This window comes from Streptomyces sp. NBC_00885 (genome assembly GCF_045207475.1).
Classification (GTDB): Bacteria; Actinomycetota; Actinomycetes; order Streptomycetales; family Streptomycetaceae; genus Streptomyces.
The window spans coordinates 514897-527363 of record NZ_CP108796.1 but is presented as its reverse complement, the minus strand read 5'-3'; the positions used below and the strand labels follow the sequence as shown (position 1 = coordinate 527363).

Here is a 12467-nt window from a genome sequence, read left to right as displayed (position 1 = left end):
GCGCCCCTGGGGGCTGTCGTAGTAGAGGAGGAACCATGACGTCGCGCCTGCTGGTCACCGGCGGCACAGGAACGCTCGGACGGCTCGTCGTCGGGCGCCTGCGGGCCGCCGACTGTGATGTACGGGTGCTCAGCCGGCGCAGCCGGGCGTCCGGGGCAGGTGTCGAGTACGTCACCGGCGACCTGGCCAAGGACGAGTCAATTGCCTCCGCCGTCAAGGGGGCTTCGGTCATCGTGCACCTGGCGAGCGAGAAGAAGGGCGACGCAGAGGCGACCCGCAACCTGGTGCGGGCCGCGTCGGCGCAGGACCGGGCTCCGCACCTGGTGTACGTGTCGATCGTCGGCGTCGACTCCCTCTCGTTCGGCTACTTCGGCGCGAAGCTCGCCTCGGAGCGGATCGTGGCCGACTCGGGGCTGCCGTGGACGGTGCTGCGTGCCACCCAGTTCTACGACCTGATCCTCACCGGCGCCCAGAAGGCGGCGAAGCTGCCGGTGGTGCCGGTTCCGTCCGGCTTCCTGGTGCAGCCCGTCGACGCCGACGAGGTGGCGGCCAGGCTCGTGGAGCTGGCGCTCGGCCGACCGGCCGGCCGGGTGCCCGACATGGGCGGGCCGCGGGTTTCGAGCGCGGCCGAGCTGGTCCAGGGTTATCTGCGGGCGGTCGAGCGCCGCCGGAGGATTCTTCCGGTGTGGATGCCGGGCATCGGCCCGGTCCGCGCCGGGGCCCTGCTGGTGTCCGGCACTTCACCCGCAGCGGGCCGCCGGACGTGGGAGGAGTTCCTGGCCGCCCGGCTGCGCTGACTCCCGAGCCGTTTCGGCCATCGCAGTCTCCAGGGGTTGGCCGATTCACGCGCATCCTCCTGTCACATTCGCGCGCCGGGATCCGTCATAGCAGTGACCCACGTGCAAGACCTCTGGAGGAGAGATTCATGGAAGCACGGATGAAGAACCCGGCGATGGTCCTCGACGCCACGCAGCCCATCCAGGCGCTGTACAAGTCCGTCTACGCGGGCGGTGTGGAGCCGAAGACGCTGGAGCTGGTGCATCTGCGCGCGAGCCAGATCAACGGCTGCAGCGCGTGCGTCGATTCCGGGGCCAAGAGCGCCAAGAAGGCCGGGGAGAGCGACGAGCGGCTCTTCGCGGTGGCGGCCTGGCGCGAGTCGCCCCTCTTCACCGACGCCGAGCGGGCCGCCCTTGCGCTCGCCGAGGCCGCCACCCGGCTGGCCGACCGCACCGACCCGGTGCCGGACGACATCTGGGACGAGGCCGCCGACCACTATGACGAGAAGGGGCTTGCGGCCCTGATCCTCATGGTTGCGGTGACCAACCTCTTCAACCGCCTCAACGCCACCACCAAGCAGGTTGCCGGCGCCTGGGGCTGAGAAGTACGCATGCGGCCCGGACACCCCGCGAGGGTGGTGTCCGGGCCGCATCGCTGTGCCCGCCCGCGTGAGCCCTATCGGCTGTCGCCGGCACGCGCAGCGTGCGCCGCCGCCTCGGCCAGCGCCAGGAAGGGGCCGTCGTCGTCGCTCTCCTCGGCGTGCCACTGCACGGCCACGGCGAAGGGATGGTCGGCGACCTCCACGGCCTCGACCGTTTCGTCGCTCTCGGACCAGGCGGTGATGGTGAGCCCCTCGCCGAGCCGGTCGATCACCTGGTGGTGGTGGCACGGCACCGTGGCCCGTTCCGCGTCCAGGATCTTGGCGATACGGCTGCCGGGCTCCAGGCGCACGGGCTGCTGCCCGTACTCCCGCAGTCCGGGGGAGTGGCCCGTGTGTCCGACGATGTCGGGCAGATGCTGGTGCAGGGTGCCGCCGCGCAGCACATTGAGCAGCTGGAGGCCGCGGCAGATACCGAGGAACGGCACTCCCGAGCGAAGCGCCGCATCGAGCAGCGCCAGCTCGGCCGCGTCCCGCCGCGGGTCGATGGGCGCGGTCTTCTCGTGCCGCGGCGCCGAGTAGGAGGCCGGGTCCACATCCGGCCCCGCCAGCAGCAGCAGACCGTCGAGACCGCGAACGGCCGTCTCCACTCCGGGCAGCGGCGGCAGCAGTACGGGTACACAGCCCGCGGCGGCCACCCGGTCGATGAACTGCTGGGGGGTGAAGGTCGCCTCCATGTCGAAGATCGCGACCTTGATCGATGTCGTGGCGGCACTGATGCCGATCACAGGCCGGCGGGCGCCGTCCGGGGCGCCCGTGCCCTCGTATGCAAATGAATCCACAGTCAACGCCTCACAGTGCTGGGGGAAGGGAGAGTCAGTGCCCGGCGGCGGCCTGCCCTGCGCGGCGGAAGTCCGCCTCGTGGTGGGCGAGCCATTCGGCGTAGGTGTAGGGTGCGCGCCCCGTGACCTGCTCGACCGTGGGCAGCACCTCGGCGGTGGTGCCCACCAGCGAGGCCCGGTGGTCGAGCAGTTCGTCCACCAGGGCGGCCGGCAAATGGGCGGTCATCTGCTTCCGCACGTGCTCGCGGGGCAGCTCCTCGAACGGCACCGTACGCCCCAGGACTTGGCCGGCGATCCGCACCCGGTCGACCTGGGTCAGCGACTGCGGCCCCGTGACCGTGTGCACCGTTTCGGATTGTGGGGTGAGCAAGGAACTCACCACGACCGCGGCGATGTCGCGTTCGTCGATGGGTGCCAGGGGAGAGCTTCCGTACGCGCCGCGCACGACCCCTTCTCCCGCGAACTGCCCTGCCCAGTGGAGGTCGTTGACCATGAGCGCGCCGGTGCGCACGAAGGTCCAGGACAGCCCGGAGGCGGTCACCGCCTCCTCGCACGCCAGGTGCGGATCTCCGCTCGAGTACTCGATGGCCTGCGAGGACAGCATCACCACATGCTTCACCCCCGCCTGCCGCGCGGCCTCGACCGCGCCGGGGACCGCGCCGAACACGGGGAAGAGGTACATGCTGTCGACGCCGCCGAGCGCGGACGCCAGTGTCCCGGGCTGTGTGAGGTCGCCGGGCAGGACCTCCACTCCGGGCGGCCAGGGGCGGCTGCCGGGATTGCGGCTCAGCGCCCGCACCTTCTCGCCCGCCTCGAGCAGCCCGCTCACAACGTGCCTGCCCACGTGGCCGGTTGCTCCGGTGACAAGGATCATGCCTACGACCGGCCGGCTGATGCGGGCGCGGACAGGTTGAGCCGCCAGGACATCCCGAACCGGTCCTCGACCAGGGCGAACTTGGCGCTGAACCCGTAGGAGCCGACCGGCATGACGACCTCGCCCTTCTCCGAGAGCGCGGCGAAGAGCCGGTCGAACTCGCTGTCGCTGGAGCACTGGACGTAGGTCGCCGTCGCGCCGGAGAAGCGGTAGGTGTCCCACGGAGCGTGATCGTGACCACGCGCTCCGGCCGGCGGGATGTTGATGCACATGAACTGCTGGCCGCCGAGCGAGAAGATGGCGTGCTGCAGGGTCCCCTCGGTCCAGCCGGGCTCGTCGGCGCGGGCGCGGATGGTGTGGAGCACCTCGGAGTCCTCGAACACCGACGTGTAGAACGTCACGGCCTCCTCGGCGTCCTTCTCGAACGCCCAGAACGTGGTGAGCTTCTGCGGGGGAACGGCAGACATCGTGGCTGCTCCTTTTCAGGCTGATGTACCGGTCGGCTGTGTGAGGAGTATTCCGGCAGGGTGTCGTCGTCGGGAACGCGTACAAGCAATGCAATTCCCGCACATGACCGTAACCGGGACTCCGTTGTGTTCAAGTGCGGGAAAGAAGCAGTTGAACACCTCTGGTCATTCGGCTGGTTGCTCCACAATCCGATGACGGCCACTCTTGGAGTTATGTAATCTCAGCCGGGAGGACAAAGAAATGGGAACTGGTGTCATCATTGCCGGTGCCGGACCAGTCGGACTGATGCTTGCCGGTGAGCTACGGCTCTGGGGAGTGGATGTCGTCGTCTGCGAGCAGCGAGCCGCCCCCAGCGGGGAATCGCGCGGAGTCGGCTTCACGCGGCGCGCCTACGAGGTCTTCGACCAGCGCGGGCTGCTGGGGGGCCTGGGCGAGATCGAAATCGGCAACCAAGGACATTTCGGCGGCGTACGCGTCGACTTCGACAAGCTCGACGACATCCACTTCGGCATCCGCGGTGTCCCCCAGTACCGCATCGAGGCGATGCTCGAAGCCTGGGTCACGGACCTCGGCGCATCGGTGCAGCGCGGCTACGAGGTCGTCGACTTCCGCGAGAGCGACGACGGCATCGTGGTCGTGACCGAGGGACCGGAGGGCCGCAGCGAGCGCACGGCCCAGTATCTCGTCGGCTGCGACGGCGGACGCAGCACGGTGCGCCGGCTGGCCGGCATCGACTTCCCCGGCATCCCCGCCACCCGGGGCATGTACGTCGCGGACATCGCCGGCCGCGACATCCGCCCGCGGCCCGTCGGCGAACGGGTGCCGGGCGGCATGGTGATGGCGATCCGGCTGGAGGAGGGCGTGGACCGGATCATCATCCACCCCGACGGACAGCCCCCGCGCGAGACCGGCGAGGTGACGTTCACCGAGGTCGCCGACTCCTGGCAGCGCCTGACCGGCCAGTCCGTGCACGATGCCGACGTGCGCTGGGTGAGCGCCTTCACCAACACCACCCGCCAGGCCGCCGAGTACCGGCGAGGCCGGGTGCTTCTGTCCGGGGACTCGACCCACATCCATGTCCCGGCGGGTGCGCAGGGCCTGAGCGTCGGCGTCCAGGACGCCGTGAACCTCGGCTGGAAGCTTGCCGCCACGGTGAACGGCTGGGCGCCCGAGGGTCTGCTCGACACGTACCACAGCGAACGGCACCCGGTGGGGCAGCGCCTTCTGCGCAGCACACTCGCCCAGTCGCAGCTCTACCTGACCGGAGACGAGATGGAGCCCTTGCGCAGCGTCATGCGAGAGCTCGCGCAGATCCCGGAGGCGGCGCACGCCCTGGCCGGAATGGTCAGCGGGCTCGAAGTCCGTTACGACGTCGGCGCATCGGGGCACCCGCTGCTCGGGCTGCGCCTGCGGCCCGACCGCGAACTGCAGCTCGCCGACGGCACCCGCACCAAGGCCGTGCGACTGCTGCACCGTGGCCGGGGCGTGCTCATCGACGCCGGCCCGTCGGGCGAGGCGGGCAAGCTCGCCGCCCCGTGGTCGGACCGGGTCGACGTGGTGGCGGCCACCTGGATCCCCGCCGAAGGGGCCACCGGGCAGCCCGCGCCGGAGTCGGTGCTGGTGCGCCCGGACGGACACGTCATCTGGGCCGCGCCGGACGGCGGCGATCTCCAGGAGGCTCTGCGGCGCTGGTTCGGTGCGGCGGGGGCGAATGCGCAGTCCCGGGATCCGGAGGCCGTGACCGCCGCATCCTGAGCCGGGGCGGAATTCCCTCCCCGGGAAGAAAAGAACCGAGGCCGCGAACCAGGTTCGCGGCCTCGGTGTTTTATGTTGCCCTACCGCAGCTGCGGGACAGCGCTGTCGGGGGCCAGGACGGTGAGCAGCGCCTCGAACTCGCCCCCGCGCGCCGCCGCGAGGAAGGCGCCTGCGGCCCGGTGCTGGCGCGGCAGGTCGCGCACGGGAGCCGTGCCCGAGACCCGGCGCCGCGCGCGGCTGGCGAGCTGGCGCGCGGCCGACGGGGTGCGGTCGACGATGGGCGCGATGGCCTCGAAGGGCAGGGCGAACATGTCGTGCAGGACGAACGCGAGGCGCTCGGCGGGGTCCAGGGTGTCCAGAACCACCAGCAGGGCCAGGCCGATCGAGTCGGCCAGCAGTGCTTCGCGCTCCGGGTCGGCGCCCTTGACCAGGCTGACGAGCGGCTCGCACGCGAGCTCCTCGAGCGGGTCCTCGCGCCGGGCCGCGAGCGAGCGCAGCATGTCCAGGCACACCCGGCCCACGACCGTGGTGAGCCAGCCGCTCAGGTTCTCGACGCTGCCCGGGTCACAGCGGTGGAGCCGCAGCCACGCCTCCTGGACCGCGTCCTCGGCCTCACTGCGGGAGCCGAGCATCCGGTAGGCCATGGCGCGCAGCCGCGGCCGGTTCTCCTCGAACCGCGCGGCCAGCCATTCGCCCTCGTACACGGTCGACATCACGATAGACACCTCGGCGTTCAGTCGGCACTCGGCCGGTTTTCTCTCCTCGGAGGTGGCCGGAATTCTTCGTGCTGGCGCTCGGCGGGCATTTTCTGCGTGGCCGGAAACCCGGTGCCTGCTCATCCATGACCCATCGACTGCACGGCGCCCGAATTGCCGCGGGCGCCTTCGTAGAATGCCCGGCACGCCACCGGAATGCTGTCCGGTGGCGTGCCTCTGTACCGAATCTCGAGCGGGTGTGGATCAGGAGTCGAGTTCGGTGAGGATTCCGTCCCACAGCGCCACTCGGGCCTTCAGCGCCGCCACGACGGTGTCGGCGCACTCGTCCCACTTGGCCTGGTCGTCGCCGCACAGATCGGCCACCATCGCCATGGCCATCGGGGTGTGCTGCTCGCCGTCCACCTCGATGTGGCGGGCGAGGTACTCACGGAACGTGGCCAGCCTGCCGCCCTGGTCGTCGATCTTGATGACCTGGTCGAACATCTCGGGGATGAGGTCCTCGCGGCCGAACGCGAACGCGGCCGCCTGGCAGTGCAGTGCCGCGTTCTCGATGAAGTCCCAGGTGGTGGCGACGAAGGTCGCGGCCGCCGGCGGCACCGGAGCGTTCACCAGCGCCTCGCGGACGCTTTCACCACGCCGGATCCGGTCGAGGAAGTCATGGATCGGCTTCACATCGGCCCCGGCCTCCTCCATGCCGTTGACGTAGAGCTCGAAGTGGCTGATGAACCCGTCGCCGAGCTCGTCGCTCTCCTCGACCAGAACGATGTCGTTGATCAGGCGCCGGCTCTCCGACGAGCCCTGCGGCACCCACGGCACCTGGACGCAGGTCAGGTTCCGCTGAAGGTTCTTCAGCAGGGACATGAAGTCCCAGACCGCGAATACGTGGGTCTCGTTGAAGGTGTTGACGTCCTGGAGCGTCTTCAGCCGGGTGTAAATCGGGTGCTTGATGACGTCCAGGCGCGCGTCGTCAATCACCTTACGCAGCTTGGCGATCTCCGGATTCTCTTTGCCCCAGTCGTAACGTGACACTGAAAGCCTCCTCCGTTTAAGGAACGTTTCTCCTTCAGCGGAGACTATGGATGCCCTTCACTGATTGCCGCAACAGTAAAGAGACTTGGTGTTCAACTGCGCTGTTTCCGCGGTTGAACGGTCGAAGCCGTGAGTCCTTTTGACGACTCCAGCGGGCCGCGAGGGTCACTCGTGGGGCCGTCGAGAAGATTCGGCCACGATCGAAGCATCTGGTTCCAGAAGGGTGAATTCACGTGAGTGAGAACGCTTCGCCGGCTGCACGGCCCGGGCGTGACGAGCGGATTTCCGCCCGTGCCCGCGGCGAATCTTGGAAGAAACCGCCACGCCGTATCGAGACGTCGGAATGCATCACGTGCGACACCTGCCTTCGCAGCTGCCCGTCCGAGTTCGGCGCCATATTCGACCGTGGTCTCGACGTCGTCATCATTCCCGAACTGTGCTCGGGCTGCCCGGTGTGCGTCTTGGAATGCCCCGTCGACTGCATTTACGTCGACGAGGACTGGACCCCCACCGACGACGACATGTGGAACCACATCGAGCTGACCGCCGGCGGTGCGGCATGAGCGCCCCCGCCGAGCACAGCCCCGCACCGGCGGGCGGCGGCCCGTCCCGTCGGGCGCTGCTTGCCATGAAGCGCCAGAGCCGCAGGCCCAGCCGTCTCGGCGTGCCCGCGGGAGCCACCCCCAAGCCGGACCGCGTGTCCGAGGAGGACGCGGGTTTTGCCGGACTGCTCAAGCGCGCCTGGCAGCAGGCGGTCCAGGCCCCGGATCTGCGAGCCGCGGTGGACACACTCCTGACCCTCGGCGGCCATGTCCCCGCCGACATCCAGCTGCGCGCGCTGCGCACTGCGGACGAGGCGGCACTCAAGGTGCTGTGCGGCCTGTCCTGGCGCCCCGGTGAGCAGCACGACGGCCCCGCCGCGGGCACCGGTGAGGAGCCGGCGTTCCTCGGCGAGCTCGGGCTGGCCACCAGCGGCCGGATCGTGGTCCGCGTCCCCTCCCAGGGCCCGCTGGCGAGCAGGGAGCAACTGGTCGGCGGCAGCCTGCGCGTGCCGTGGTCGGGCCAGGACCTGCTGGACTACCGCAGCGAGCTGGAGAAGGCGACGGCGCGGCTCGCCGAGGCGGCGGCGGACTGCCGCGCCTGGCTGGCCTCGGCCGGCCCGGCGGGCCGGAGCGAGCTTCTGGAGCAGCTCAAGGAGGCTGCTCTGCGCACCGCCCCGTTCGTCCTCTACCAGGAGGACAAGCAGTACACGAACTTCCGGGACCGCAACACGGTGACGGGCAAGACCCTGTGGCCCGGGCATCCGGACTGCTCGCTGAGCAGTCTTCAGGGCCTGCCGCTCCCGCTGTGGTCGGACAACGACGCGGTGATGGTCGTCTGCCTCACCCTGCTCGTACGCTCGGCGGGTTTCGGGCGTATCGAGGAGGCCAACGGGACACAGCTGAGCCTCGATCACATCGCTCTGCTGCTGGAGCGGACACGGCGCAACTACAACAGCGCCCTGGACGGGCACGCGCTTGCTCCCGCGGCATCGGCCGGGGTCGAGGATCTCGAAGCCCTCGCAGGTGCGCTGCGTGAGAAGCGTCAGCAGGTCGCCAAGAGCGTTCAGCTCTACCGGGAGATCCACGGCGCCCTGATGCACAAGATCGAGCGGGTCGCCGCGCCGTACGGCGAAGGAGCGCGGCTGCGCGAGGAAGCCCTCTGCGCCCGTCTTCGCGAGCAACTTCCGCTCAGCGGCGCTACGTTGGACGAACTCGGCGCTGAGGTGCAGGCCTCGCCGGGCTGGCTGACGCAGCCGCATGGCAGCTTCGGCACCGGACTCGAATCCCTGGTGTACGAGGCCGTGTCCGCGTCGGCGCAGGCATTCCGGGCCGACTTCGCCATGAGCCGGGGCATCCGCTCGCTGCCCCGGCTGATCCAGGCCCTGCGCGCACAGGACTGGGCCGAGATCACCGAGTGGGGCATCACCGACTTCTTCTGCTGTGTCGTGGCGCTGCCCGAAGCCCGCCGGTACTTCGCCGGCTCCACCGCCCAACTCGCCGACACGGCCTGGGCGATGTCCTCCCGTATGCAGTACAACTCCTGGCACTTCATCGCCGGGAACCTTCCCAAAGTCCCCGAAGTGACCGCCCGCGACCATTTCGTGCCGCCCACGATCCCGGACATCGCCTTCTACTCCGACCAGCACCATCACGGTCACGTGGCCAACCGGGTGCGCTTCAGCATCCGCAGCCCGCAGGCGGTCGACGTCCTGGACCGGGCCTTCAACGGATTCATGGACCTGCGGCTGCTGCGCTGCGAAGGTCCGCCGTTCGACGAGCAGGACGTGCTCGCCGCCCACCGCACCTCGGCCTTCGTCGCCCGGGCGACGAGCAGCGCGGCCCGCCTGGTCGCCGACGGCGAGGGCATCGAGGTCACCTCCTTCGACTCGGCCTGGCACTGGGCGACCATCGCGGGCGCCGAGGCCGCCGCACCGTGAGGAGAGCCCGATGAGCGCACCCGGCATCAGCCGGACACGACAGATGCTCCAGCAGGGGGAGACCTCCGTCACCGAGCACGTCCAGTCGGTCCTGGGCGACATCCGCGACAGGGACGGCGACGTGGGAGCCTTCATCGCGGTGGCGGGAGACGAGGCTCTCGTGGCTGCGGAACAGGCCGATGCGCGCATCCGTCAACTCGGCCCGGCCGCCTGGCAGCAGACGCCTCTGCTCGGGATCACCGTCTCGGTCAAGGACCTCATCCAGACCGAGGGCCTGCCCACCACCCGAGGGTCCCTGCTGGACAATCCGCGTCCGGACATCGATGCGCCGGCCGTGGCCCGGCTGCGGGCCGCGGGCGCCATCGTGGTGGGCAAGACGACCACGTCGGAGTACGGCTGGAGCGCGAGCACCGTGTGCCGGGTGGCTCCTGCCACCCGCAACCCCTGGAACCTCGCGCGCACGGCGGGAGGATCCAGCGGAGGCGCCGCGGCCGCGCTCGCCGCAGGGCTGTGCTCCGCGTCGCTCGGCACCGACGGAGCGGGCTCGATCCGGATTCCAGCGGCGTTCTGCGGGGTTGTGGGATACAAGCCTTCGTTCGGCCGCGTCCCCTATGTTCCCTCCGGCGCCGAGCGGCTGGCCCATCTGGGGCCGCTCGCGAAGAACGTGCCGGACGTCATGGAGCTCGCGGCGGTGCTCGCGGGTCCGGACCGCAGCGACCCGGACTCGGGTCTCGGTTCGCTGGACGCGCCCCGGGAGGCGAGGAGGCTGAGGGTTGGCTGGATCGAGTACGCGGGAACCTCGGAAGAGGTCCGCAGGGTCAGCGAGCGGGCGTGGAGTGTCCTCGCCGAACAGGGCCACCGGCTGGAGCGGATCGAGGTCCGCTGCCGCGACATCTACCCGGCCCTCGTCGACATCGTCGCCGCGACGGAGGCCGCCACCACCGCACCCGAGGACGAGGAGCGGATCGACTTCGGCCGCCTCGCGGTCGTACGGCACGGACGCACCGTCAGCGGCGCGACGGTGATGCGGGCCGAGGAAGTGCGGCACTCGCTGCGCACCACGCTGCGTTCGGTGATGGACCGCTTCGACCTGCTGGCGATGGCCACTGTCCCGGTCGAGCCGTTCGAGGCCGAGGCGATCGGCCCCACCTGGGCCGCCGATCCCGGCGATCTGCTCTGGCTGGCCTGGGCGCCCGCCTCCTACCCGTTCAACATGACCGGCCAGCCCGCCCTGTCGATGCCGGCCGGGCTCACCCGGTCCGGGCTGCCCGTGGGACTACAACTGGTCGGGCCGGTGGGGGCGGACGACCTGGTCCTGTCCACCGCTCTACGTATCGAGGCGGAGCTCGGGGCACTCGCCCCGGCGCCGGTCCGCGTCACCGAAAGGATGCTGTAGCCCATGTACTCCCGCTCGTTCTCCCCCCTGTACGCGGAAGGCAGCGTGGGGCGCCCCTCGTTCGCCGCCGAACTCGGCCTCTGGAACGACGCGCAGACTCAGGCGGCCGAGCAGATCGAAGCGGGCCTCGACGAGGTCGACCTCGTCCGCCTCGTGTTCTGCGACCCGCACGGGCTCGCCCGCTCCAAGACGCTCAGCGCGCAGACGTTCCGTACCGTCCTGCGCAATGGCATGAACTTCAGCCCGGGCCCGTTCCTCTTCGACACCGGCCACGCGGTCGCCGTCGACTTTCTGGGCGACCCCGGCATCGGCGTCGACGAGATCGCCGGCGCGGGCAATTTCATCCTCGTCCCCGACCCGACGACGTTCCAGCTGCTCCCGGGCAGCGAGCCGCGCACCGCCTGGGTCCTGGGCGACGAATACCTCCGCGACGGCACACCGCACCCGCTCTCCGCCAGGAACGTGCTGCGCCGGGTGCTCTCCCAGTACGCGGAGCGCGAACTCACCCCGGTCCTCGGCCTGGAGGTCGAGTGGTACCTCACCCGACGCCTCGGCGGCCCGCCGGGACACAGCGGCAACGGCTTCGGCACCCAGGGAGCCGCGCCGCTGGTGGAGCCGCTGAACTCCGGCTACCAGTTCAACGGCGAGGGCATGTACGACACCGTCGCCCATGTCACCGACCCGCTCGCCCTGCACCTGGCCGCGCTCGGTCTGCCGCTGCGGTCCATGGAGCACGAATCGGGACCGGGGCAGGTGGAGACGACGTTCAGCCCGATGACCGCACTGGACACGGCCGATGCGATGGTGCTGTTCCGGACCGTCACCAAGCAGTGGACCGCGCGGCGCGGTTACCACGCCTCTTTCATGTCGCTGCCGCGTATCGACAGCTTCGACCCGAGCGGCTGGCACCTCAACCAGTCCGTGCGCGACGAGCGGACGGGTCGCAACCTGTTCTGCGCCGAAGGCTTCTCGGGCGGTATGTCGCCGGACGGAAAGGGCTACGCCGAAGGGCTGCTCGCCCGCGCCCGCGACTTCCTCCTGCTGTCCGTGCCTACCGTCAACGGCTACCGCCGCCTGAGCGCCGACTTCTCCCTGTCTCCCACCCGGATCGGCTGGAGCTTCGAGGACCGCAGCGCCATGCTGCGGGTGGTGGGAACCGGCGCCTCCGCCCACATCGAGAACCGGGTCGGGGAGCCGTGCGCGAACCCGTATCTCACCATCGCCGCTCAGCTGTTCGCGGGCCTGACCGGGATCACCGGCGAGCCCGAGCCGGCCCGGCCCGCAGCACCCGCCACCCAGGACACGGACCCGCAGCGGACCGTGCCCCAGTCCCTGCGCGAGGCCCTGGACGCCTTCCGCGACGGCCGGGCGGCCGAGCTGCTCGGTACGCCGCTCGCCCAGTGCCTGGTCAAGCTGAAGGAGAGCGAGGTCTCCCGGTTCGAGGCCTGGTGCGAGCAGGAGCTGCCCGCCGACGGCGAGGTCACCGAATGGGAGCAGCGCGAGTACTTCGAGACGTACTGACCTCGCGCGAAC

The 12467-nt window shown here is 70.1% G+C and carries 11 protein-coding genes and 1 pseudogene; 7 read left to right on the top strand and 5 right to left on the bottom strand.

The features are described from left to right. Positions 1-35 precede the first annotated feature (35 nt). A complete protein-coding gene (locus OHA61_RS02540; protein ID WP_324986641.1) occupies positions 36-797 on the top strand; it encodes an NAD(P)H-binding protein in 762 nt (253 codons plus the stop codon). Between the two features lie 128 nt (positions 798-925). After that, positions 926-1378, top strand: a complete 453-nt coding sequence (locus OHA61_RS02535) for a carboxymuconolactone decarboxylase family protein (RefSeq protein WP_324986644.1) — start codon at positions 926-928, stop codon at positions 1376-1378. Between the two features lie 74 nt (positions 1379-1452). On the opposite strand, the gene OHA61_RS02530 is transcribed toward OHA61_RS02535, so the two are convergent. Genes OHA61_RS02530 through OHA61_RS02520 form a run of 3 tightly spaced genes read right to left on the bottom strand, consistent with a single transcriptional unit; the run spans position 1453 to position 3558 of the window. After that, the gene (locus tag OHA61_RS02530; protein ID WP_406301473.1) at positions 1453-2217 is read right to left on the bottom strand and encodes a gamma-glutamyl-gamma-aminobutyrate hydrolase family protein; all 765 of its coding nucleotides are present in this window, start codon (positions 2215-2217) and stop codon (positions 1453-1455) included. 34 nt (positions 2218-2251) lie between these two features. After that, on the bottom strand, positions 2252-3091 hold the full coding sequence (locus OHA61_RS02525) for an NAD(P)H-binding protein (protein ID WP_406301472.1): 840 nt from the start codon (positions 3089-3091) through the stop codon (positions 2252-2254). A 2-nt stretch (positions 3092-3093) separates the two neighbouring features. After that, positions 3094-3558: a VOC family protein gene (locus OHA61_RS02520; protein WP_324986652.1), complete on the bottom strand. Its 465-nt coding sequence runs from the start codon at positions 3556-3558 to the stop codon at positions 3094-3096. Positions 3559-3799: 241 nt separating this feature from the next. Here OHA61_RS02520 and OHA61_RS02515 point away from each other — a divergent pair, with 241 nt between their 5' ends. After that, the gene (locus OHA61_RS02515) at positions 3800-5314 is read left to right on the top strand and encodes an FAD-dependent monooxygenase (RefSeq protein ID WP_406301471.1); all 1515 of its coding nucleotides are present in this window, start codon (positions 3800-3802) and stop codon (positions 5312-5314) included. Positions 5315-5418: 104 nt separating this feature from the next. On the opposite strand, the pseudogene OHA61_RS02510 reads toward OHA61_RS02515, so the two are convergent. Together OHA61_RS02510 and OHA61_RS02505 are read right to left on the bottom strand one after the other, a co-directional pair. Next, a pseudogene (locus tag OHA61_RS02510) lies at positions 5419-6027 on the bottom strand (sigma-70 family RNA polymerase sigma factor); the annotation flags it as partial. A gap of 246 nt (positions 6028-6273) precedes the next feature. After that, positions 6274-7059 (bottom strand): DUF3050 domain-containing protein, encoded by a 786-nt coding sequence (locus tag OHA61_RS02505; RefSeq protein ID WP_406301470.1) that lies wholly within the window; start codon positions 7057-7059, stop codon positions 6274-6276. Between the two features lie 233 nt (positions 7060-7292). On the opposite strand from OHA61_RS02505, the gene OHA61_RS02500 reads away from it, so the two are divergent. The 4 genes from OHA61_RS02500 to OHA61_RS02485 are packed head-to-tail and all read left to right on the top strand — an operon-like array spanning position 7293 to position 12455. Beyond that, a complete protein-coding gene (locus OHA61_RS02500) occupies positions 7293-7622 on the top strand; it encodes a 4Fe-4S dicluster-binding protein (RefSeq protein WP_324986661.1) in 330 nt (109 codons plus the stop codon). After that, on the top strand, positions 7619-9538 hold the full coding sequence (locus OHA61_RS02495) for a hypothetical protein (protein ID WP_406301469.1): 1920 nt from the start codon (positions 7619-7621) through the stop codon (positions 9536-9538). The genes OHA61_RS02500 and OHA61_RS02495 overlap by 4 nt, the downstream gene beginning before the upstream one ends. Positions 9539-9548: 10 nt before the next feature. Further along, entirely contained in the window at positions 9549-10934 is a 1386-nt protein-coding gene (locus OHA61_RS02490) for an amidase (RefSeq protein ID WP_406301468.1), read from the top strand. A 3-nt stretch (positions 10935-10937) separates the two neighbouring features. After that, positions 10938-12455: a glutamine synthetase family protein gene (locus OHA61_RS02485; RefSeq protein ID WP_406301467.1), complete on the top strand. Its 1518-nt coding sequence runs from the start codon at positions 10938-10940 to the stop codon at positions 12453-12455. Positions 12456-12467 lie beyond the last annotated feature (12 nt).